The organism is Clostridium cellulovorans 743B (assembly GCF_000145275.1).
Lineage (GTDB): Bacteria > Bacillota > Clostridia > Clostridiales > Clostridiaceae > Clostridium_K > Clostridium_K cellulovorans.
This window is the reverse complement of the sequence record NC_014393.1, coordinates 1769973-1794817: the sequence shown is the minus strand read 5'-3', so window position 1 is coordinate 1794817 and position 24845 is coordinate 1769973. Positions and strand designations below refer to the sequence as shown.

Here is a 24845-nt window from a genome sequence, read left to right as displayed (position 1 = left end):
CATTTGAAATTATTTTTGTTTTGATTTTCTTCTTAGTCCAATCATAGCAACTCCACATAATAATACAAGTGCTCCTATGCTCATAAGGACTGTATAATCTATTTGTGATCCTGTCTGTGGTAACACTACTGTGCTTACATTACTTGTACTATTACTATCAGTAACCACAGTAACTGTATCAGCAATTTGCTTATCTACTACAAAATAATCACTGTTATGTGTTATTTCAAACTGTACATAACCGTCTGCATCAACTTTTAGACCTTCAGCTATAAGCTCAGCCTTGCCAGTTGTTTCATTATAGTAGTAAATAGACAGATTATTTGTATCTTTTCCTTGTAACCATGCAGAATCAAGTTTAACTCTTACTGTTGCTTTTCCAGGAAGTACTCCATTTTCTGCAAAAGATATTACTAAAGTATCATTATCACCTACTAATTTAGAAATACCATCCTTATTAGCTGATTTAGTATCTGTCAAGCTATCAACAACTACCGTCATATCGATTGCCTTAATTTCTTCTGTAATATCCTTACCATTGAAGCTCCATTGTACTCCATCTTGAACAAAAGTTACAGTTTTATCTTGTCCTTGTATTGCAGCAAATATCTCTTTAGATATTTCCTTATTTGAACTAACATCAACCATTACTGTAGATTTTTCTCCAGCATTTTTTACCGCATTTAAAACTGCTGCTAAATCAGTATTTGGTATTATTGTATTATCAGGTGTTGGGTCTGGTACAACCACTGCTACTGTGAAATTGATTGTATAACTCTTAGTAGTAGTTCCATCTTCAGCTGTTACCTCAACTGTTGTTTGTCCTGGTAAGTTTGTTGCTGGTGTTACTACTGCAGTTGCTTTACCTGTAGCAGTTACTGTTCCCAATACTGTTGGTACTGTAGTTGTTCCTGATGGTAATTCCATTCTGTATGCTGTAGTATTCGACTCAAATCCAGTTACTGTTGTTCCATTTACTTTTAAATCACTTAAAGTTGCATCTGAACTCTTTGGTGTTGCAACACTAGTTTGAACTAATTGGAACTCATCAAAAGATCCCCAATTTCCTGAGTTTCCATCTACATATGCACCAATTGTCAACGTTCCATTAGTTACTTCAATGTTTTCAATTATTGCGTTTGTCCATGCTCCCCAACCTGTATTAGTAAAGTCTGCTGTAGCTTTTACATTTTGTGAGTTTGTAGCGAAAATTTGAACTTTATTTTCACCACCACTACCTTGTGCCCAAGCAGATAAACTATAAGTTCCATTTTGTAATCCTGTGATAACCTGTGATGCTGCTACTGTGAAGTCACCATCCTTCCAATATCCTAAAGCTTTTGAACCTGCTTTTGCATCCTTACTTTCATTTACAGCTGTTGCATCAGTTATAGTCCATCCAGTATAACCATTTTCAAAACCTGGATTTTGTACTAGTGTAGCTGCTGCTACTGTGAAGTCAATTGTATAAGTCTTTGTAGTAGTTCCATCTTCAGCTATTACTGCAACTGTTGTCTGCCCTGGTAAGCTTGCCGCTGGTGTTAACACTGCAGTTGCTTTACCCATAGCTGTTACTGCTGCAATTACTTCTGGTATTGCGGTTGTTCCTGCTGGTAACTCAACTCTGTATGATGTGTTATTTGAATCAAATCCAGCCACTGTTGCTCCATTTACTTTTAAATCACTTAAAGTTGCATCTGTGCTCTTTGATTCTGAAACGCTAGTTTGGATTAATTCAAAATCATCAAATCCACCCCAGTTTCCAGCTTTTCCATCTACATATGCACCAATTGTTAATGTTCCATCTGTTACTTCGATATTTGGAATTGTTGCCTTAGACCATACGCACCAGCCTGTATTAGTAAAATCTGCTGTAGCTTTTACATTTTGTGCATTTGTAGCGAAAATTTGTACAGTATTCTCTCCACCACCACCTTGTGACCAAGCTGATAAACTGTAAGTTCCGTTTTGTAATCCTGTAATAACTTGTGATGCTGTTACTGTGAAAGCTCCTGATTTCCAATATCCTAAAGCTTTTGAGTCTGATCTTTTATCATTACTTGAGCTTACAGCAGTTTCATCAGTTATTGTCCATCCAGTATAACCATCTTCAAATCCTGGATTTTGTATTGGATTTGGATTTGCTACTGTAAAATTAATAGTATACGTCTTTGTTGTAATACCATCTTCTGCTGTTACAACTACTTTTGTCTGTCCTGGTACAACTGTTGCTGGTGTTACTACTGCAGTTGCGTTTGTTATTGCCTTTGTTGCTGTAACCTCAGGTACTAAAGTTGTTCCTGCTGGTAAAACCACATTATAAGTTAATGTTTCTGAATCAAACCCTTTGACAGTTACTCCATTTACTTTTAAATCAGTTAATGTTGAGCCATCAGTCTTAGCTAATACTAAAGCATCGATATCTCCCCATACACCACCAGGAGCATTAATGTAAAAACCAACTGTTAAAGTTCCATCTGTTACTTGAATATCATTCACTGTTGTCTTAACCCAGTTTTGCCAACCAATATTAGTAAAATTGCTAGCTAATTTTTGTCCATTTGAAAGCGTAGCAAAAACTTCTGAATTAGTTTCACCACCGCCGCCTTGACTCATAGCTGTTAATTTATAAGATCCATTAGGTATATTGCTAATCGTTTGTGATACTGTACCGTTGAATGGTTGACCACTATAGTAATGCATTCCTGTACTACCGTCATAACCATTATTTTCTCCTAAACTTATTCCACTACCTGTAACTGTCCAACCACTTGTTCCTAGTTCAAAGCTTGAGTTTGTTACTAATGCAGTACTTGGATTTACAGTTACTTGGCATTGTACACTTTTACTATTATCGTAAGTAGTTGCTGTAATAGTTGCAGTACCAACTGAAACACCTACAACATTTCCATTAGGATCGATTTTTGCAGTTGCTTCATTTGATGAAGAGAACTTCGCCATATTGAAGGTTGCGTTAGAAGGTTCTACTATAGCAGTTAATTTTGTAGTAGCTCCAACTTCCATTGAAACACTTGTCTTATCTAAAGTTAGTCCTGTTACTGGAACAGGATTTATTTGAGTTGCTCCAGGTATGAAAGCATTCATAGCGATAGTAGGTTGTCCATCAGTAGGTTGAGATGGTGTATTGTAACCATTCCAAGCTGATAATGCATATCCGCTCCAGCTTTGAGCGCCTTGTGGTTCCCAATAAAACACGCCTAGACCTTTATTATTTGGAATACTTTGCACTATATCTCTAGCTGCTATAATCATATTATAAGAAGCTGTTGGATTAGATGCTTCTCCACCAATTTCAACTACCATTACTTCTTTATTGTATCTGTTAACTAAATTATTTAAGTTTATTCTTAAATTATCCATGTAAGTCATATAGTTGCTACCTGGATAAACAGAACATCCAATTATATCATATTTTGCACCCTTTGCTGTTAATCCATCAAAGAAGCGTTGGAACTCATTAGTTTTATCTCCGTTAGCTCTGTGGATAATAACCTTTGCATTTGGAGCAACAGCTTTAACTGCATCGTATCCTGCATTTATTAGTCTTGTTAAATTTACAAAATCTCCTTCTGCTCCTAATGGTAGCATCATTCCAGGGTTGATTTCGTTTCCAACTTGTACCCATTCTGGAGTTATTCCCTCAGCTTTTAATGCATTCATAACCTCCAAAGTATAGTCATATACATGGGTTGTTAATTGATCGATATTGTCATTTTGCCAAGCTGCTGGTGTTACTTGCTTACCAGGATCGGCCCATGAATCACTGTAATGAAAATCTATCATAAGTCTAAAACCTTTATCAACCACACGCTTAGCCATGGCAACGGTTTCAAGAGTGCTGCAGTGACCTGCTTGCGGATCATTTGAAGGATTAACCCAAGTTCTTAGTCTGATAGAATCAATACCTTTTTCTTTTAAAATATCAAGACAATCTCTTACATTTCCATTTTCATCTCTAAAAACGAAACCCGAAGCTTCCATCTGTGGTATCCAACTTACGTCAGCTCCACTAGCATATCCAGGTATAGTTAAAGCTTGTACCGCCATTGCTCTAGGTACATTAATAGACATGCTCAAAATAAGCAACATACTTAGAAAAATTGATAAAATACTTTTGTTTCTTTTATTTCCCATCAATAAATAGCCTCCCATTAAAATTACAAATTTTAATCTGACTTTATAAAAATTCTTTACTACATCTAATACTATGTTCTTTTCTTTAATCTGCATTATAGACAGTATTGATATCTTCAATTTTTCCCAATATTGTATGCTGTATACAAATTTATTTTCCTAATCGTGCATAAATTATTTGATAATAAATTATCGAAACATATATAGTTAGCTATTTCAAAGACGATTTTTCATTAAAAACTCTTTTCATGCACTTTTCTCTTAAATATATTTTCTTAACAGTTTAGCTATTCAAAAGTTCATTATATAAATATTGTTTGCACCTTTCCCCCTTACATATATTATTTTAGTTTCAAGTCCCCCACCGAAAACTAATCGACATTATTACTGTGTCAACATTATAACATTTTTTTAAATGACATTCTACCGCAAAAACATCCCTTATTTTCCAACTTTTATTTTCAAAGTTTGTTTTAAAATAAAAATCACATAAAAAAACAAGGTATTGTCACTTAAAATCATTATTGAAATTAAGTAACAACACCTTATCATTTTTAAATTTCATATACTTTTAAATACTTGTTTTATAAGACTTCTCGAGTCAAGTCTATAATATTTATTTTTCTTTACCTATTATTTTCGGTTTTTTACTTGAGCTTGAGCTGCCGCTAATCTAGCAACTGGTACTCTAAATGGTGAGCAAGATACGTAATTTAATCCTACTTCGTGGCAAAATTCAACTGATGCAGGATCACCACCATGCTCTCCACAAATTCCAAGTTTTATATTTGGCCTTGTTGATTTTCCAAGTTCAGCTGCCATTTTAACCAACTTGCCTACACCATTTTGGTCTAGCTTTTGGAATGGATCTGACTCGTAGATCTTCTTCTCATAATAATCTTTTAAGAACTTAGCAGCATCATCTCTTGAGAAACCAAATGTCATTTGAGTTAAGTCATTTGTACCAAATGAGAAGAATTCAGCTTCTTTTGCGATTTCATCAGCTGTTAATGCTGCTCTTGGAATTTCTATCATTGTACCAACTTTATATTGAAGTTCAACACCACTATTCTTTATTACAGAATCAGCTGTTTTAACAACTATATCTTTAACATATTTCAATTCCTTAATTTCTCCAACAAGTGGAATCATTATTTCAGGAACTACATCACTTCCATGTCTTCTCTTAACCTCTATTGCAGCTTCAATTACTGCTCTAGTTTGCATTTCTGCTATTTCAGGGTAAGAAACTGATAGTCTACAACCTCTATGACCCATCATTGGGTTGAATTCATGCAATGATGCGATAGTATTCTTTAATTCTTCAAGTTCTAAGCCCATTTCTTCTGCCAAATCAGCTATATCCTCTTCACTAGTTGGTAAGAACTCATGTAGTGGTGGATCCAAGAATCTGATTGTAACAGGATTTCCTTGCATAGCTTCATATATTTCGATAAAATCACCTTTTTGCATTGGAAGAATTTTATCTAGAGCTTTTCTTCTTTGCTCTTCTGTTTTAGCAACTATCATTTCTCTAACAGCTGCAATTCTCTCTTCATGGAAGAACATATGCTCAGTTCTGCATAATCCAATACCTTCAGCACCAAATTCAATTGCTTGCTTTGCATCCCTTGGAGTATCTGCATTTGTTCTAACTTTTAACTTTCTTATGTCGTCAGCCCACTTCATGAATGTTCCAAAGTGTCCTGATATTTCTGGAGTCTGTGTTTTTACAGCTCCGCCATATACATTTCCTGTACTTCCATCTAATGATATGTAATCGCCTTCTCTATATGTCTTTCCTCCAACGGAGAAAATCTTCTCTTCTTCATTTACAGATACTTCACCACAACCAGCAACACAGCAAGTTCCCATACCTCTTGCAACAACTGCTGCGTGAGAAGTCATACCACCTCTAACTGTTAGAATACCTTCAGCAGCAATCATACCTTCGATATCTTCAGGAGAAGTTTCTAATCTAACCAGCACAACTTTTTCACCTTTATCATGTGCAAATTTTGCGTCCTCTGCAGTAAAGTAAACCTTACCACAAGCAGCCCCTGGTGAAGCTGGAAGACCTTTTGCTATAACTTCAGTTTTCTTAAGCTCAGCTGGGTCAAAAGTTGGATGTAATAATGAATCCAATTGTTTTGGATCAACCTTTAATATTGCTTGTTCCTTAGTTAATAATCCTTCCTCAACTAAGTCGACAGCTATCTTTAATGCCGCTTGAGCTGTTCTCTTACCATTTCTAGTTTGTAAGAAGTAAAGTTTTCCTTGTTCAATAGTGAACTCCATATCTTGCATATCTTTATAATGATTTTCTAATTTATGCGCAATATCATAGAATTCTTTATAACACTTTGGCATTTCTTCTTGTAATTTTGAAATAGGTTGAGGTGTTCTTATACCAGCAACAACGTCTTCTCCTTGAGCATTTATTAAATACTCTCCAAAAATAACATTTTCACCAGTAGCTGGGTCTCTTGTGAATGCAACTCCTGTGCCTGAATCTGCACCCATGTTACCAAATACCATTGCTTGAACATTTACAGCTGTTCCCCAATCTCCTGGAATATCATTCAATCTTCTATAAACTATAGCTCTTGGATTTTCCCAAGATTGGAATACTGCTTGAACTGACGCAACCATTTGATCTACTGGATTATTTGGGAAATCCTCACCCTTTTCTTTTTTGTAAATTTCTTTATACTTTACAACTACTTCTTTTAAATCATCTGCAGTGAGGTCAGTATCCAAAGATACTCCCTTTGCTTCTTTTACACTGTCTAAAACATTCTCAAAATATCTTTTTTCTATTCCCATTGCTACGTCAGAAAACATTTGAATAAATCTTCTGTATGAGTCATAAGCAAATCTTGGATTTCCAGTTAATTTTGCTAAACCTTCAACAGCCTCATCATTTAATCCCAAGTTTAAAATTGTGTCCATCATTCCTGGCATTGATACTCTTGCACCAGATCTAACTGATACTAATAATGGATTTTCTGTGCTTCCAAATTTCTTCCCAGTTTTACTTTCAAGATCTGCAATAGCATTTTTCATTTCTTCTATAATGCTGTCTGCAATCTTTCTGCCATCCTCATAGAATTTTGTACAAGCTTCTGTTGTTACAATAAAGCCTTGTGGTACTGGTATTCCGAGGGTGGTCATTTCTGCTAGGTTTGCGCCTTTTCCACCAAGCAGATTTTTCATCGATGCATTACCTTCACTGAAAAGGTAAACATATTTTTTGCTTTCCATATTTACAACATCCCCTTTGATTATTATGTGTGAATATTTATGTCTAACGGGTAACCCCAGTTAGTAACTAAAATTTACTATTGTGTCAACTTCACAAATAATTTTGTAATATTGGTCTTTGATATTTTCCCTACGATTCTATACAACTCCCTGTTGTCTTTAATTACTGTTTCAACTACAGGAAGGCAATCTATCTCGTGTTCAATTATCTTCTGTGCCGCAAAATATGCATCGTCTTCAGGTTTTACAATAACTATGTTTGGCATCCTCGTCATTATAATGCCTACTGGTACTTGATGAGTATCAGTGCCTCCAATTGCTATCTTTAAGAAATCTTTTCTAGAAGCTGCACCTACCAAATACCCGTTACTATGTACAAATAATGTTCCTGAATCATTTAAAAAGAGCTGAATTATTGCATCATATACTTTTGTCCCCTCATCCACTACCACCGGTTTTGACATAACTTCTCTAACCTTTATCTCTTGTACATTTTTCCCTAGCGATGATTTTGGTGTATCTGTAATAAATACGTATCCTACTTTGGGTTTAGCATCTAAAACCCCGATCATCGTTAGTATAGATAAATCTGGACGTAAGGCAGCTCTTGTTACATTTAAGTTATCAGCGATTCTCTCGCTGGTAATAGGTTGATGTCTCTTCACAATCTCAATAATTTCCTTCTGTCTCTTAGATATTTTCATCATAGCCACCATCTTTCCATCAACTATAGTCGTATTATAACATAGTACTCTTATAAATAGTATAGCACTTTTAATCCTTAAATTTTAACTAAGCTACGATTTTAAAACGTTTTCTCTGAATTGCTTTAATTTTCTTAATATTTGAAATTTAGTATATATTTTTATACCTTGTCCACAAATTAAAAGATTAGCATATATCTACGCTAATCTTTTTTCTATAAAAAACTACAAATAATCCTACGATTTATTCATTATCTTGAGTTTTTTCTACATTATTATCTTCTTTTTTTACATCTTCAAAATCTACCGTATATGTAAATACATTCTCTTGATTGAATTTTGATTTTCTTTTTTCCTCATCCTTATCCTTAGAAAACATGTTTTTTATATCATTAAACATATCTTTACCTTGACCTTGGAACTTATCTTTATCCATCATATTTTTAATATTATGTAAAGTATCCTTTATAACTTCATTAGCATCTTTCATTATATCATTTGCATCTTGAAATCTTTCTGAAACATTACCAGCTGTATTTTTTATAAACTTATTAATAACCTCTACTGTTCCGTCTTCTTTAGTTATTTCTACAGTAATTTTTACTGCTACAGCTGTAATAATTCCAACTGGTATAACCCAAGGAATTGCTAAAGCTAATAATCCCGCCGCAACACCAGCATTTACCGGAACATCCAAAAGAACCTGATCATCTTTCTTAATTTTTATTCTTGTTATATTTCCTTTGTTTATTAATTCCTTTATGTAGTTTATAAATTCGTCCTTATTATCAAAAGTTCCTTTTGATTTTTTATTTTCTTCTAAATAAATTATTGCATCTACCACATTTCCGTCATGAAGTTCTAATGCTTCCTTAGCTTCTTGATAAGTGCATTTTGTACGGTCTTTTACTAAATCTACTTTTTCTAAAGTTATTTCTGACATATACATCACTCCTTAAAATAAATTGAGTATTTCTAAACTCTTGGGTTTTCTTGAATAATTCTCGGAAATAAGATAAAGTAAAATTTTTTGTATTTCCTTAAAGGTGTCATTACTTAAATTAATCCTGGCAATATCCTCTAATTTAATTTTCATTATATATTTTAAAAGACTATATGCCTCATAGGACACAGAAATGCCATTTTTCTTTTCACAACTATTGCATATTCCTCCTATAGTTTGAAAATTAAAATAATTTGAGCTTATAATCTTAGATTTGCAAACTGAGCATCTATCTAATGTAATTCCATGGCCGGTATAATATAAAAGCTTACACTGAAAATATACTACGATAGCCTCCATACTACTTGCCCTATTCTTCATGATATAGTAACAAGTAATAAGTTCTCTAAATATATACTGATTTACTTCACCTTCAGACAGGGAAATATCTATGAGTTCAATAAGGTAAGACCCATAAGCTAAGCTGTCAATATCCTCTAAAAAATTTTGAAAAGATTCTATTACATTTCCCTCGTTAATTGTATACATAGATTTTCCCTTAAAAAGAACTAAGTCACAAAAACAAAACTGAAGCGTTAAAGGCAACATAGCGCTTTTAGCTCGGTTAGCTCCCTTTACTAAAATATTCATTTTACCAAAGTCCTCTGTAAATACAGTGACTAACTTATCACTTTCCTTTATATCTTGAGCCTTAAGCACCACTCCACGAGTTTTTATAATAGCCAGAAGTACTCTCTCCTTTCTATTACTTATTCATCTTGTAACCTAACTCTCTTAGTAGATTTGGATTATCTCTCCATTCTTTTCTTACCTTAACCCAAACCTTTAAATCTACCTTTTCACCTAAAAGTTTTTCTATATCTTCTCTTGCGTAGGTGGCAATTTTTTTCATCATTAATCCACCTTTACCAACAATTATACCCTTATGACTATCTTTTTCACAAATCATATTTACATCTATATGATATGTATTCTTTTTATCTTGTTTCATAGATACAATTTCTACAGCTATTCCATGAGGAACCTCTTGTGATAAAAGTCTTAAAGCTTTTTCTCTTATTATTTCTGAAACTATAAATCTCTCTTGAGCATCAGTTATCATATCCTCTGGGTAATACATTGGTCCTTCTGGCAAGTAATCCACCATCAACTCCAAAAGCTTATCGGTGTTTTTACCATTTAATGCAGAAATAGGTATTATCTCATCAAACTCAACTAGTTCCCCAACCACTTGTAAAGTCTCTGCTACAGTTTCAGCCTTAGTTTCATCTATTTTATTTACCACTAAAAACTTTTTACTATTAACTTTTTTCAAGTCTTCAAGTATATGTTTATCTCCTGGTCCAAGTTCTCCGTCAGCGGTAGTCATAAAAACTACTAAATCTACATCTTTAAGAGAATCGCTTACACTTTTCATCATGAATTCACCTAATTTATGTTTAGGCTTATGCATACCTGGAGTATCCACAAATATTATTTGAAAATCCTTCTTTGTCAAAATTGTTTGAATGTTATTTCTAGTTGTTTGCGGTCTTGGAGAAACAATTGATAATTTTTCTCCCATCAAATTATTCATTAATGTACTTTTTCCTACATTAGGCCTTCCTATAATTGCTACGTATCCTGATTTAAACATAAATCCTCCTTAGTTTATAAGGTCATCTTTTACAAATGCACCTGGTAATACTTCTTCCATTGTTTTTATTACATAATTATCTTTACTTGTAGCTAAAATCACCTTAGCATCTTTGATAAAGAATTCTGCCATTACCTGCCTACATATACCACAAGGAGCAGTTAAGTTATTTAAATCCCCAACTACTGCAATAGCCTTAAAACTACTGTATCCCTCGCTGACAGCTTTGAAAATTGCAGTCCTTTCAGCACAATTAGTTGCTCCAAAAGAAGCATTTTCAACATTGCAACCACCAAATATCTTATCATCTTCTGTAAGCAATGCTGCTCCAACCTTAAAATTAGAATATGGCACATAAGCCTTATTTCTATAATCTAAAGCAGTTTCTATTAATTTTTCTATATCCATAGTTGTTCTTCCTTTCTTGCTCTTTTGATTTTTTACTGATATTAAAAAATATTATTAATATATAAGTTCCGATTAAAAATCTACATTGATTTTATAAATAGTAAATGTATAAAGATTATTGGAACTTATATAAATAAGTAAAAGCTTCATATTGGAATCTCTATACTAAAAAAGATGAAAAAGCTTAAAGATTAATATAGTAGAGAATATTCCTAAAGCTCCACCTACAACAGTTTCCCATAAAGAATGTACCTTTGAGTCCACTCTACTTTGAGCTACTATCAGTGCCAATATATAGCTTAAGGTCATTATAGTTGGCTCTATTGTATAAAGAGAAATCATTGTTGCTATGGAAAAAGCAATAGCACTATGTCCACTTGGCATTCCTCCTCTTAAGGGAGTTCCTTCTCCAAACAACCCTTTGATAATTATAGTGATTATACATATAATTATCAGTACCAAAAATATCATGTATGAATCAGTATTTCTGATAACTCCAACCATTTTAAAACTGATATATTTTAGTTTATTCCAAAATATAACATATCCTACTATCACAGAATTTATTGCTGTAACTAAAACAGCCCCTGCCGCAGTATTCTTTGCTACCTTAGCTAAAGGATGATAATAGTTACTCTTCATATCTATAGTTGCCTCAATTGCAGTATTTATTAGTTCTGCCATAATAACCATAGAAATAGTTACAGTTAAAATTAACATTTCGATCTTTGATATATTATAGAAAAAACAGGCAGCTAAAACTATTAGAGTAGCCACCATTTCTATCCTCATATTTCGTTGAGTTCTTACAGCATAAATTATTCCTTCAATAGCGTAATTAAAGCTATCTACAATTTTTTTCTGTAGATTCTTCAAAATTTCACCTACCTAACAATGGAAAATTCTGATAAAATAGTTTCCTCACGTTTTCTCATTATACCTTTTTCCTCTTCCTCCATATGATCATACCCTAAAAGGTGGAGAACAGAATGAATAACTAAATAGCAAGTTTCCCTCAAATAGCTGTGACCATACTCCTCACTTTGCTCTTTTGCCTTTTCTAAAGAAAGCACAATATCTCCTAACACTAAATAACCATCATCTAAATCAACCACATGAAAGGATTGATCCTCATATGTATTCTTATATACCTGTCCTTTAGGATAGTCTAGCATAGGAAAGGATAAAACATCCGTAACTTTATCAATCTTCCTTGTGTCACTATTAATGTTCCTGATTGTCTCGTTATCCACATATATTATACTTATTTCATAAGGTATATTAACTCCTTCTTCTTTAAGAGCATAATCAATAACCTTTCTTATGGTTCCATTAAAGTCATCATCTACTTCGACTTCACTTTGCCTGTTATCAAGATAAATCATTTTATTTCTACTTCTCCTCTTTACTATTTAAGGTTTTATCCACCGGATATTCTATTCTTTGGTGATACATACTATTTAAGCATTTAAAAAATGCTTTTTTTATATTCTCCAAATCAATTAAAGTCAATGGGCTTTCATCTAATTGACCTTCGTAAAGCCTACTTTTAATAATTTTATCAATCATATCTTTTATTTTTTCTGAATCAGCTTCTTTTAAGCTTCTTACTGCAGCTTCAACCCCATCGGCAAGCATAACTATAGCACTTTCCTTTGTTGATGGTTTTATACCTTTATATCTAAAATCATCCTCATTAATAGCGTCTGGATTATCAGAAGCATTTTTCATGGTAATTAAAAAGTACTTAACTAAATCTTTGCCATGATGCTGAGAAATTATATCAATTATGGCTGGTGGTAGATTATATTCCTTTGCTGTTTTAATTCCATCCTCTATATGCGCAGTAATAATAGAAGCACTTATCTCTGGGGATAATCTATCATGAGGATTATCAAAACCTATCTGATTTTCTTTAAAATAATAAGGTTTCTTTAACTTTCCTATGTCATGATAATATGCCCCTACTCTAGCTAAGATAGTATTAGCCCCAACAGCTTCTGCTCCCATTTCCGCTAGGTTTCCGACCATTATACTATGTTGATATGTACCTGGAGCTTCTAATACCAATCTTCTTAAAAGTGCATTATTAGGATTTGAAAGTTCTAATAGTTTTGTATTAGTTACTATATTAAACATATTTTCTAGGAGCGGTAAAAGTCCAATTGTTAAAACAGCAGATAATACACTTCCTGTTGCAACAAGACCTGTATTTTTTACTACGACGATTATATTGTTGTTTATTAAAATCCCAATAAAGAACGCTATTAAAGCTACTATTACCCCTTGCTTTCCTGCAACTTTTAATATATCATTTCTCTGTTGCATTTGCTTTAACATTGTTACAGTCAATATCACCTGTAATAAAGCTATCACAGTAAGTTCTATATTAAAATTCATAATAGAACTTACAAGCACAATGTTAATAATCCCCATAATAAGAGCTGTTTCATAATCTAAAAGAAGCGTCATAAGCATAGGTATTGTCGCAAAAGGTATTACAAAGGGAAAACCACTTAACACCCTAGCCCCTAAAAGCATCCCTGTATTAAGAAGATTAACTAAAATCAATGATTTATTCCTATAAAATATATGAGCTTTATATCTAGTTAAATATGTCCACTGTACTACTAATATTATAGCTATTAACGCAGCGTATGTAAAATATAGGTACCAATTTGATTTTTGAGAGGTGCTCAAAATACCTAAATCTGTTAAAACAGCAATTTGCTCATCAGTTATAGGCTCACCTTCTTTTACTATAAGCTGATCCTTTTTTATCATAACTGATTGAACCTTTTTTAGTGCTTCCTCTTTTTCCTCTTGGGTTTTTTCTTCATCTAAAAAATAGTCCTTTTGTATAAGTTCATTTAGTATTTTTAAAGCAATATCCCTATACTCTTTAGAAAAATTGCTCTCATCAAAAATCATCGCCACGTTATCCCTAGCATTTTCAATATCATCATCAGTTTCAATATTTTGTTTATATGTATCAGTGATACAATCCTTAATAATTTTCTCAAATTGTGCCATATCACTTGCAGGCATAGTTAAAAGCCTGCTAATATCATTTGTATTTAATGTTAAACTCATACCGTCCAATATTTTTTTTACTGCAACTTCATCTACGGCTGTAGAACTATTTAATTGTTTTATCCTTGTAAAAAGAGCTTCAATTGTTGTAATCGCATGTTTTTCTATTTCAATATCTTTATAATAATAGGGTGTTAAAGTCTCAAGAACTTTATTTTTCTTTACTTCTGTAGCATATTCATTTTCAGTATCTCTAGGTGATTTTATATCAAATTTTGCTATATCACCTGAAATAAGAGTATATTTTTTAACATATAGTGAAGAAAAAATCGTTCCATAGGCTAATATAAAGGTTATAAAAAAAATCATAAGCTTAACTATGACACTTTTGCTTTTATCATCAGACTTTTCTTTAGTCACTAAACTCACCTCTTAGTCTTATGGATTCTCTGACGCAATATTCTCTTCTGCAACTATAATAACCCTGACATCACAGCCGTCTGCAACAGGATTCTTCTCAATAATTTTATCAATTATAGTTACATTTTTATCAATCTTTAGTTCTATAAGTTTTGTTAAATCTTCAATGGCAGTATTGGTCATCTCATCCCTGTCATTCTCTATTATTTCCTCTGTATACTCTTTATAGACAACCTTCGTGTAAAATAAACCACTTTCCTCTATTCTATCATATTTTTTAAATTTGTTTACACTCTTTTTTAAATATATCCTTTTTCCTCCAATAGTAGTGTATATATCCTTTTCTTCATTTCCAGTATAAGTTACTTTCGTAGTCTTGTAATTAACTCTTTGCATCTCCTCATAAAAGGTCTTTGCAAACACCATACCTTTTGCCTGAACTTCATAGGTACTTCCTTCTTTCCCTTGATTTCCAGCAATGATTACCTGCCCTTTTTTTACTGTATCTCCAACCTTTACAACGCAAGTACCTGTTGTAGAATATAATCTAGTTATAACACCATCCTTTTTAGCCACAACATCTCCAGAATCTCTTATTTGCTCTATAGCAGGAGGAGTCTTCTTTTCTGTAACTTCTACATTTAAGGTTGAACCATCAATTCTTATCTTGATCCAAGAAATATTTTCATTTTTACTCATAATTTCTTCTTGAAGCTTAAACACATTTAAATTTGCTTTCTTTATACCTTCCTTTATCCCTAAATCTTTTAATATACCTCTTACTTCAAAAGGAGCAAGATGATTTTGTGTTTTAATATTTATTATCCAGACACGACTTGATAAAAGATATATGACTACAATAAATATTATAGGAAAGGTCATTATTATTTTTCTTTCCTTTAATCTTTTCAAAATCTTAAAGGTGCTATCCCCATCAACTATTATGTGTTTCGCATTTACTCGTTTAGCATGTTCTTTAAAATCCTCATAATCAATTGAATTTATAGTTATGTATATTGTATATCGATCAACATATTGTACATTTTTTAAAGGTATATTTTTGTTTAATAGGAGGTTTAAAAGTCTTTGAGGATTTACAACAGTAACCCTGAGCTTTAAGTTTCCGCTCCTGGCTTTCTGAGAAATACGTATATTATTCATCATGCTTACCTCCTATATATAATTCTTCTATAACACCCTTAATAATTATTGTGTTATCTGTTATATATGACATCTCAAGTTTTTTCCCTTTTATTGTGATATTTCCAACTTGAGATTTTATAACTAATGAATTCTCTTTAAAACTTAATATACCCTTATGATTTTCTATTAGAGCTTCTTCATGTCCAATTATTGATATCTTTGGTAAACCTAAAACCACTTCTTTAGGAATGTCCAAGGTTTCAGTTACGTTTCTTGTAATCTTCAATAATTTATTTTTCATAAACTCCTCCTAACATACCGCTTTCATATTAATTTATGAGATGAGTTTATAAAAAATAACAAAAATAAAATATGCCCTAGTTTCCTAAGGCATATCCTTTAACATTTTCATTATTAAGTTCGTAATTAACAAGCTATTTACCCACTTATTTTTATATGATGTTAACTAATGTAAACTTATAACTGCTGAGGAAGGTAACCTAACAATATTTTTAACTTATACTAAACTTTGTAATAATTTACTTGGCCTAGCATAATTACATTGCCGTACCTTCTTGGTTAATTTATATTATTTGAATTTTCTCTTTCTTGCAGCTTCTGATTTTTTCTTTCTTTTTACACTTGGTTTTTCATAATGCTCTCTTTTTCTTACCTCTGAAAGCACACCAGCTCTAGCGCATTTTCTTTTGAATCTTTTTAAAGCGCTTTCTAGTGATTCGTTTTCTCCAACTTTAATTTCTGACATCTATATCCCTCCCTCCGCTAGCTAACTTAATTTGTAAAAATAAGTATAATAGCGGGCTGAATAGCACATAAAATATTATACAATATATTATCTCTTACTGTCAACAATTTCATACAAGTCTTTTAAAATGGTGGCCAACCAAAAGGTTCTCCTCCAAACATGTGAAAATGAATATGATTTACGGTTTGTCCTCCGTCTTTTCCACAGTTGTTTACTATTCTATAACCACTTTCTTTCACACCTAATATCTCAGCTATCTTCCCTGCACTTATAAATATATGCCCGATAAGCTCCTTGTGTGAATCCTCCAGCTCATTTACACTTGAAATATGAACCTTAGGTATGATTAAAACATGAACCTTAGCTTGTGGTTGTATATCCTTAAAAGCATATACATAATCATCTTCATAAACCTTTTGAGATGGTATTTCTCCAGCAACTATCTTACAGAAAATACAATCGTTCATTAATAATTCCTCCAATATCCGTGATTTAACTTTCTATTGTACAAGTGGCATAATCACCCTTGTTTTCAATTAATCTAACAGTAATTATTTTTCCCACAATATCTTCTGTTGAATCAATAATTACTTTTATATAATTTGATGTATAGCCTATATATCTATTATCATCCTTTAGTTTTTCTTCTACTAAAACCTCTAACTTCTCACCAATAAAATCCTGTATAAAGTTTTTTTCGTTTTCCCTATCCAATTCTTGAAGAAGCTTGCTTCTCTCTTCTTTTATTGTACCGTGAACATCATCCTTCATATCTGCTGCCTTAGTACCTTTTCTTGGACTATATTTGAAAATGTGCATTTTTGCAACACGTAATTCTTTTAGATAATTAAAGGTTTCATTAAATTCTTCTGCTGTTTCTCCTGGAAATCCTACTATTACATCAGTTGTTATAGAAACATTAGGAATTCTTTCTCTCAGTTTTACAACAGTATTAAAATATTCTTCTGCTGTATATTTTCTATTCATCCTCTTAAGCGTTGCATCACAACCACTTTGCAATGACAAGTGGAAATGCGGACACATCTTCTCCATTGAAGCCATTTTTTCGATAACCTCATCAGTAAAGAACCTTGGTTCAACAGACCCTATCCTAATTCTCTTTATTCCATTAATTTTGTGGATTTCCTCTATTATATCCATAAGAGTTTTTCTTTCTTCAAGATCCACGCCATATGAAGCTATATGAATACCAGAAAGAATTATCTCCTTAAAACCATTGTCAGCAAGCTTATTCACTTCATCTATTATAGTTTCTGGATTTTTGCTACAAACAGCACCTCTTGCATATGGGATCAAGCAGTAAGAGCAAAATCTGTTGCAACCATCTTGGACTTTTAGGAATGCTCTTGTCTTTCCTTCAAAATCTTCTATTTTTAATTCTTCAAAAACTTTGTTTCTTAAAACATCTTTTACCACAACAAATTTCTCTTTTGTGTCCATTGCTCTGTTAACGTAATAAACGATATCCCCCTTATTACGTGTTCCAAGTACAACATCAACACCTTCAATAGCCGACACTTCGTCTGGTGATGTTTGAGAATAACATCCAACCACTGCTACTACTGCTTCTGGGTTCTTCTTTTTTGCCTTGCTTATGTATTGTCTTGATTTCTTGTCACCCATGTTTGTTACTGTACAGGTATTTATAACATAAACTTCTGCTTTTTCATCGAAATCTACTACATCATAGCCTTCGCTCTTAAACTTTTCTGTCATGGCTTCTGATTCATATATATTAACTCTACAACCTAGTGTTGCAAATGCTACTTTCATTCTAAGTGTCCTCCTAATTTTCTTCTGTACGCTATTATCCATCTTCAAAGTATAACATTATTTGCTCATTTTTTTCAACCTTGGGTTGTCTTTTTCTAAAATAATAAAGCCAGGGGAATCTGGCTTTATTATTTCATCCTTTCTTAACTATTAAAATTCATTGTGGTCTGGTATCATACACCTGTTTATCCAATCATCTAAGTCCTTATATAACTTTGTTCTAGGGTAAGTTCCAGTTTCATCTCTACCCGAAAAAGTTAGGTGTACTACAGCAAACTTAAATTCTGTGTCATTAACCTCAAATAAAAAATCATCACAGTCATATCGTCTTCCGATTACTGTTACTTTCTTATTATATAGTTTATGATTTTTTCCCAATTCTTTATATAATTGCCGTTCAAATGAACTTCCTTCAGTACATAATGAATCCCATGGTTCTAACCAGTCAATGTTTCTGTACAAATTAATCGTCTCCTATAAGTTTTAATACCTAGATTCCATATGAATCAAAGTCAGCTTCCATTCCCCCAAAAATACTATGCCTCATCAATTAATCTAACTAAATCTCCAGCACGCTCTCTAGGAATAATCTCTATATTAAACTCCAATTAATTTTCTTCTTCAAACACTTTTATGCTGTTATTATATATGTCGTTGACTATTATAAGCAATTACTTTATTTTGTGGAAAACACTGAAAAACTTTATTCAAGTAATTATGATGAATACATAAAATCAACCTAACTATTATCAACCCACAACAATCTGATTACCCATTGCTACCTAACACCTTTATCGATTACATCTATATTTTAGATTTCGTTTTTTTTAAAATTATGCATAAATTAAAGAATTTTAGACTCTTTATTTGCATACAAAACAAGACATTTGCTATATAATTAAATGGGTTCATATATGTCTTCTGAAGAAGGATATGTGGAAAAACAGCAAAAGACTTAAATTAAGTCTTCAAGAGGATTGATTAGAAGAGCATAAAGATTAATAAACTCTATGCTTAGGATGAGGAATACAAGGAGGACATTTTATGAAAATCTCAAAAGAAGATGCGTTGACATGGTTTGAATTTTTTTCAATATTGCCAGAGGATGAGGAGCCAATGACAAAGCAACAAGAAATCATTTACTCTACCTTTGCACAAATTGAGGCAGCCATTGACCATAGAAATGATATGTTAATGTCAGAAATTAAAAGTTTAAAAACTTTAGAGAATAGAACTCTTTTTGTGGGAAATGACAGCAAGTTTCCTAAAGGATGCCGTTCTTGTCTATTAGGAACTGGTTTGAGTGCAATTAGAAAAACCAACAAATGTAATTTAGAATGTAAGTTCTGTTACAACTATGGAGAACTAGATGATATTGCTCCTATTGGCGAAGGTATGTGGGAAATCGGAGGTACAAAATTTTACGAGAAGGATATTGAATTACTTCTTTCCATCCACCAGAAACCAACTGGCATTTCCTACGTTTATTTAGAGCCATTCATGGAGATTGAAAAATACTATTCAGTTATAAAGAAATTTAGTGATGCAGGAATTCATCAGCATCTATATACAAATGGTACTTTAGCTACAGAAGAAACACTGAAGGCATTAGCTGAAGCTGGTCTTAACGAGATACGTTTCAACTTAGGTGCTTCTAAATGTGCAGACAAGGTTATCGAAAACATTAGAATAGCTAAGAAATATATTAAAAATGTTGGTATTGAAACTCCAATGACCCCTGAGTTTTTTGATGCTTTCTTTAAGAAAAAAGAAACAATTCTAGATACAAAACTAGATTTTATCAATTGTGCTGAATTACACTTAAATGAAAATAACATAAACAATTATTTTGGAGAAAATATGTATATCTCCAGACACGGCTATATATCTCCAACTTGGAGTAGAGAATTAACTCTAAAATTCATGAAGATAGCTGATGAAGAAAATTGGGATTTAGCAGTTCATGATTGCTCAAACAATACAAAGTTTGCTAGAAACTTAAATTTGAGTAGCAAAGAAGGTAAGTGGTTCGGAGCTAGTAATTATGCTTGTGAGTTCTCAAAGATTCCATACGAAGTATTTTTACCAATATTACGTGATGACAATTTCAAATTTTTAAGTGAAGAAGAATTGCCTGAAGGCTATAGACCAGGAGAGATGCTTTTTTAATAGGTCTTGTCCTTTAGTTTTTCCTTAAAAAACTAGAAACAATTTTTATGAATGTTTAAGCACCAGATATTATTATTAAAATAGAAGTTCTAATTTTAATAATACTCAGAGTGTGTGTTCATTTAATTTCAAGAAAAGATGCTACCAAGAACCTACTAGGTTCAAGTAACATCTTTTTTCTATTCTACCCATAAGGAAGGAACAAATGATGTATCAGAAGAAACCTTTTAACTTACCGAATGCCCATCCTATTTTTCCACCCTCTAGCAAATATATTTTTACCTTGCGTTGTAAATAAGTTGATTCAGGAAGTTTATCGTAAGGTATGTCATTTCTAAGATATATCCAATCCAAAAACGCATTGCTCTGCTCATCAACACTAATAACCTCAAAACTATTCTGAAAATACAGGATATTAGAATCACTTGGCAAAAGTTCCTTTAATGCAGGTGCTAGTAGCCATGAATCGCAATACAACTCTGCATTTATATATTCAGGAAAGTAATTATTAAGAAACTTTTTTAATCCACAATAAGAAGCACATAAATTGTCTTTTTTAATAATTGCATCAGAAGGGATATGTATATGTATTTGTGGTACATTTCCTTCATATTTCATTTCATATTCTAACTCACCAATCCGGAATTCATGTAATGATAATTGTCTTGGAAACCACCAAGCCCATATAAAGGCATAAAACCCATAGGTTTGCATATGTCGTTCAAAAAAACGAGGAATAAATTTTACTGTATCTACAAAAATATCTATTGATATACCCTTTTGTTCGTAAAGTTCATATGTATATAGCGTACAATTTAAGATACAAGTAAGGATTTTCATCCCATTCTTATCCTCACCAAAATACTCTTGCAATTGTTTTATTCCTTCGTCCCAGGTGGTGCTGGAATATAACTTTTCCCACATAAATTTCAAATCATTATGATTGTATATAGTGTTGATCTCCAATACATTTTTAACAATCTCTTGATCCAGTTGGATGATTTCGCATAATTCAAGTAATGTCATATGAACCTCCTAAAATTCTAAATTAAATTATGTATTCTTTAACAAAGCTAAAAACAAGTGGCTTTTTCCTCCTGGAATTTTATACATTCCTAAAGCATCCAAATAACTTAAAGCCATAGCAACAGCCTCATATGCCATGATCTCGTCACATTGAAAGCCAAGTTCTTCAAATACATCATATCCAGTTAATTCTTTTAAACCTTTTAATACACTTGCCTCTTCTCTTATTTCATCAGTAAAACTTTCATTAGCCCAGCCCCACATCCAGTTATTCTTTTGATGTGCCCATGTTCCTATGCATAAAACTTTAAATTCTAACATCACTTTATCATTATTTTTGAATTGTAGAGTTCTAGTCATTTGATCAAACCAATAACTTTCATATGACCCTATGTTGTAAATATCAAATAATTTTTTCTGCTTGTCTTCAAGTTCCTCGTAACATTTATTAATGAACTGATCAAATTGTTCATCTGTCATCAATAGCACCTTCTATTCCTTTATTTAATACAACTATTCTATATAATATAGAGTTTGTGAACTTCTACAAGTTGGAAACCGTTACCATTTACTCATAAATTTTGCCCATATAAAGTATCTGCGCACATCTCTTCCACGGATTTTGCGGCTTCTCATAATATCGTAGTCCCTCTTTTGAGGCTACACCCCATTCATGCGCACGCTCGAAAAAGTCTTCAATTGTATCATTTTCCCAATCTTCAGAAGATTTCTTCTGTAAACTTTTAATTCTATCTTCGCTCAATTCATTTATAAAGTCTAGAAAATCATCCTCATCTTCCACTTTATTAACTAATTCAAATAAGTCTTCATTTTTCATAAATTCTAATAACTCCTTACTTTAAGATTCAGACACTTAAAAATAAAGCTTTCATAATTTAGTTTTACTAATCAAAATTTTTATGGAGTTCTCCTAAATCCAACTTACCATAATTCTCGCAAACCCTAATAAGCTCATCTCTAACTTCCATTAAAGCAAACCCTAATAGATTTGTACCCTTCCACAGCATAGGATTTTCTATCTTCTCATCATCAGCAGACAGTCCAATTCCCCAAATCTTATCATAAGGACTTGCTTCTACTAGCACCTTACCTTTTGTACCTATAAGAAACTGCCTTAAATCTTCATTTTGAAGGAACTTTGCATAATTACCGTTAAGAATGATGGAATATCTTTTTTCATTCCATAGGTTTTCATCAAAATTTTTTACTTGTCTTCCTAAATCCTTTATTTCCTTTGGCTCCTTACTCTTTATGATTTTTTCTAAGGTTTCATCATCTCCGAAAAGTCTTGCTTTTTCTGCCATCATGTACTGTTCCATACAGCAATAGGTATCTGTATCAACAGTAAAATCAGATTGCCACCACTGACTTAAGCATGTCTTTACAATACTTCCATCCTTAGATGGCTGGTGTCCCCAAAAGAATAGATATTTTATATTTTTTCCTTTTTGAAAGTCTTCTTTTAGGTTATCAAGAGAGTCTTTCAGTTTTCCTTCCTTATCGCAAAGGAGTACATTTCCATCGTAGGTATCTATATACCTCTCTTCTTCATACCAACCACTCCATCTTCTAGGCTCCGGAAACATCTGTTGATACTGTTGCTGTTCATCAACATTCAGTCTAGAATACCAACCAACAAACTCTATAGCATAAGCCTCTCCACATCCCATTCTCCAACCGATACTATATCTGCTTATATGAGGGTACATTATCCATAGTGGCGCCATTGGGTTATTAATATTATAAATATCTTTCATAGATTTTTCTCCTTCAGTTAACGCGTCTTTGTCACGCAATATTCTACAAACATTCACCAGTTTAACTATACTTATAATTCCTTTCTAACATAATAGCCTTTAACCTGTCTTATTTACCTACCAACCATTCTTTCGCCTTCTCAAAGTCATTTATGTAGTTTACTGAAAACTCATACTCTCCCACTCTATTCCCAAAAACTTTTTTCATCAACTTTTGTGAATAGCTATCCATTCCAACAAATACCACCTTGTGGATATATCGTGTATTCTTTATGTATATATCCGTAATTAAATCAACTATCTTCTTAGTGACAACAGTTTCGTCAAGATTGACAGCAATTAAAGATGGTGCAGAGGGTCTTGTGATATTTCGCGTATCATAAATAAATTTTTGTATCACTTCATCGGTGAACGAATACATACCATCTAAATGTTCAAACCAAATTTCTCCTCCACCAAAATACATAGCAAAAGATTTTTTATGGGTTCCTGGTAAATCTTTTGCTAGAATATCTTTTTGCCATTTACCTTTAATTAAATTAGAAAAAATAGATGTTATCATTACACTCTCCCTTACAAACACAAAAATTTTTATACTAAATGTTCAATTCTACATATTTTCTTATAATTCAAATAAGCTCTTAATATCAACATTTTGCAAATAGTTCAGTTGATATTCACTTCATATCTATATACCCTTTTATTGAATATTTTCTTTTCTATGATAGTACAAAAAATTAAATCCATTATCTTCTGATGTACCTATTAAATCCTCATGAATATGAAAATCAAAATTATATTGTTCATCATCCTTGTCTACCATCATATACTCAGTATCAAAAGCTAATTTTACAAATACATTACGATTCGTAGATATAATAAAAACACTCTTGAACCGTCTAGCATTCAACCTTCTGTCAGTAAGCCAACTTTCAGGATATCTCGTGCTACTATCTTTAATTCTAATTTCTCTAAAATGTTCTGAAATGTTATTCTTTATATTAATTGCCTTAAATATATCCTTGACTTTAAGTTGGGTAGAATGATAATTAACAAGCACTATATCCATATCAAAGATGCCATCACTCCAGATATCTTTATATTCATTAAAAATAAGAGGATATGTAGGAATATATATTATCTCTTGTGCTCTTAGATTTGAAGCTACCAAAAATAATTCTTTCAGATACCTATACCCAGATGAATCACCTAATATAGCTCTATCCCATATTATCGGATCTATAGCTGTAAGATGTCTTGGCACCTCTAAAGGAATATAAATATATACCTCTCTGTTCTTACTTAGCATAACTTTTTTAGTATTAAATTTCATATACAGCACCCTCTATCATCTTAATTTATCACTTAATAATTTATTATCTATTAGTAAAAGATAAGTGTTCTTAAGTTTCTCTCCAACATGTCAATATTCTTCATTCTCTATAACCATTATATCGTTGTTTAGTCAATTAGAAATACTAATTTTCTCCTGAATTCTCATATCCTTTATACATTCATCTATTAGAGTCATAAAAAAACTATTAACTAAAGAATTCGTCCCCATGCCTTACTATATATTTTTATA

23 protein-coding genes are annotated in these 24845 nt (G+C 32.3%); 1 reads left to right on the top strand and 22 read right to left on the bottom strand.

Features of this window, described 5'->3' with window-relative positions; all coding sequences use genetic code 11:
• Positions 1-9: 9 nt before the first annotated feature.
• The 16 genes from CLOCEL_RS07355 to CLOCEL_RS07280 all read right to left on the bottom strand — a co-directional run bounded on the left by CLOCEL_RS07355 (position 10) and on the right by CLOCEL_RS07280 (position 18749).
• Positions 10-4155 carry a glycosyl hydrolase 53 family protein gene (locus tag CLOCEL_RS07355; RefSeq protein ID WP_010075925.1) on the bottom strand — a complete coding sequence of 1382 codons (4146 nt, stop codon included), beginning with the start codon at positions 4153-4155 and terminating at the stop codon, positions 10-12.
• Between the two features lie 633 nt (positions 4156-4788).
• The gene (gene ppdK / locus CLOCEL_RS07350) at positions 4789-7419 is read right to left on the bottom strand and encodes a pyruvate, phosphate dikinase (RefSeq protein WP_010075926.1); all 2631 of its coding nucleotides are present in this window, start codon (positions 7417-7419) and stop codon (positions 4789-4791) included.
• A 77-nt stretch (positions 7420-7496) separates the two neighbouring features.
• Positions 7497-8132 carry a transcriptional regulator CcpN gene (gene ccpN / locus CLOCEL_RS07345; RefSeq protein WP_029169245.1) on the bottom strand — a complete coding sequence of 212 codons (636 nt, stop codon included), beginning with the start codon at positions 8130-8132 and terminating at the stop codon, positions 7497-7499.
• Between the two features lie 235 nt (positions 8133-8367).
• Complete coding sequence (locus CLOCEL_RS07340; protein ID WP_010075928.1) at positions 8368-9066, bottom strand: DUF4342 domain-containing protein; 699 nt, start codon at positions 9064-9066, stop codon at positions 8368-8370.
• 12 nt (positions 9067-9078) lie between these two features.
• A complete protein-coding gene (recO, locus tag CLOCEL_RS07335) occupies positions 9079-9804 on the bottom strand; it encodes a DNA repair protein RecO (RefSeq protein WP_081446448.1) in 726 nt (241 codons plus the stop codon).
• A gap of 28 nt (positions 9805-9832) precedes the next feature.
• Positions 9833-10723, bottom strand: coding sequence for a GTPase Era (gene era / locus CLOCEL_RS07330; RefSeq protein WP_010075930.1), 891 nt, complete (start codon positions 10721-10723; stop codon positions 9833-9835).
• 9 nt (positions 10724-10732) lie between these two features.
• The gene (locus CLOCEL_RS07325) at positions 10733-11131 is read right to left on the bottom strand and encodes a cytidine deaminase (protein WP_010075931.1); all 399 of its coding nucleotides are present in this window, start codon (positions 11129-11131) and stop codon (positions 10733-10735) included.
• 165 nt (positions 11132-11296) lie between these two features.
• Positions 11297-12007, bottom strand: coding sequence for a diacylglycerol kinase (locus CLOCEL_RS07320; RefSeq protein WP_010075932.1), 711 nt, complete (start codon positions 12005-12007; stop codon positions 11297-11299).
• 8 nt (positions 12008-12015) lie between these two features.
• On the bottom strand, positions 12016-12516 hold the full coding sequence (gene ybeY, locus CLOCEL_RS07315; RefSeq protein WP_010075933.1) for an rRNA maturation RNase YbeY: 501 nt from the start codon (positions 12514-12516) through the stop codon (positions 12016-12018).
• A 7-nt stretch (positions 12517-12523) separates the two neighbouring features.
• On the bottom strand, positions 12524-14584 hold the full coding sequence (locus CLOCEL_RS07310) for an HD family phosphohydrolase (RefSeq protein ID WP_010075934.1): 2061 nt from the start codon (positions 14582-14584) through the stop codon (positions 12524-12526).
• Between the two features lie 18 nt (positions 14585-14602).
• Positions 14603-15745, bottom strand: a complete 1143-nt coding sequence (yqfD, locus tag CLOCEL_RS07305; RefSeq protein ID WP_010075935.1) for a sporulation protein YqfD — start codon at positions 15743-15745, stop codon at positions 14603-14605.
• A complete protein-coding gene (gene yqfC, locus CLOCEL_RS07300; protein ID WP_010075936.1) occupies positions 15738-16028 on the bottom strand; it encodes a sporulation protein YqfC in 291 nt (96 codons plus the stop codon). Before yqfC ends, yqfD begins: the two co-directional genes overlap by 8 nt.
• A 288-nt stretch (positions 16029-16316) precedes the next feature.
• Positions 16317-16493, bottom strand: a complete 177-nt coding sequence (gene rpsU, locus CLOCEL_RS07295; RefSeq protein WP_010075937.1) for a 30S ribosomal protein S21 — start codon at positions 16491-16493, stop codon at positions 16317-16319.
• 122 nt (positions 16494-16615) lie between these two features.
• The gene (locus CLOCEL_RS07290; protein ID WP_010075938.1) at positions 16616-16960 is read right to left on the bottom strand and encodes a histidine triad nucleotide-binding protein; all 345 of its coding nucleotides are present in this window, start codon (positions 16958-16960) and stop codon (positions 16616-16618) included.
• A gap of 25 nt (positions 16961-16985) precedes the next feature.
• Complete coding sequence (gene mtaB, locus CLOCEL_RS07285) at positions 16986-18287, bottom strand: tRNA (N(6)-L-threonylcarbamoyladenosine(37)-C(2))-methylthiotransferase MtaB (RefSeq protein ID WP_010075939.1); 1302 nt, start codon at positions 18285-18287, stop codon at positions 16986-16988.
• A 150-nt stretch (positions 18288-18437) separates the two neighbouring features.
• On the bottom strand, positions 18438-18749 hold the full coding sequence (locus tag CLOCEL_RS07280; protein ID WP_010075940.1) for a hypothetical protein: 312 nt from the start codon (positions 18747-18749) through the stop codon (positions 18438-18440).
• 582 nt (positions 18750-19331) lie between these two features.
• On the opposite strand from CLOCEL_RS07280, the gene CLOCEL_RS07275 reads away from it, so the two are divergent.
• Entirely contained in the window at positions 19332-20456 is a 1125-nt protein-coding gene (locus CLOCEL_RS07275) for a radical SAM protein (protein WP_010075941.1), read from the top strand.
• 213 nt (positions 20457-20669) lie between these two features.
• On the opposite strand, the gene CLOCEL_RS07270 is transcribed toward CLOCEL_RS07275, so the two are convergent.
• From CLOCEL_RS07270 to CLOCEL_RS07245, 6 genes are all read right to left on the bottom strand, one after another.
• A complete protein-coding gene (locus CLOCEL_RS07270; protein WP_010075942.1) occupies positions 20670-21482 on the bottom strand; it encodes an acyltransferase domain-containing protein in 813 nt (270 codons plus the stop codon).
• Between the two features lie 27 nt (positions 21483-21509).
• On the bottom strand, positions 21510-21962 hold the full coding sequence (locus CLOCEL_RS07265; RefSeq protein ID WP_010075943.1) for a DUF6882 domain-containing protein: 453 nt from the start codon (positions 21960-21962) through the stop codon (positions 21510-21512).
• A gap of 88 nt (positions 21963-22050) precedes the next feature.
• Positions 22051-22320: a DUF7660 family protein gene (locus CLOCEL_RS07260; RefSeq protein WP_010075944.1), complete on the bottom strand. Its 270-nt coding sequence runs from the start codon at positions 22318-22320 to the stop codon at positions 22051-22053.
• Positions 22321-22387: 67 nt separating this feature from the next.
• On the bottom strand, positions 22388-23260 hold the full coding sequence (locus CLOCEL_RS07255; protein ID WP_010075945.1) for an NADAR family protein: 873 nt from the start codon (positions 23258-23260) through the stop codon (positions 22388-22390).
• Between the two features lie 109 nt (positions 23261-23369).
• Entirely contained in the window at positions 23370-23822 is a 453-nt protein-coding gene (locus CLOCEL_RS07250) for a hypothetical protein (RefSeq protein ID WP_010075946.1), read from the bottom strand.
• Positions 23823-23960: 138 nt separating this feature from the next.
• Entirely contained in the window at positions 23961-24593 is a 633-nt protein-coding gene (locus CLOCEL_RS07245; protein ID WP_010075947.1) for a hypothetical protein, read from the bottom strand.
• Positions 24594-24845: the final 252 nt, after the last annotated feature.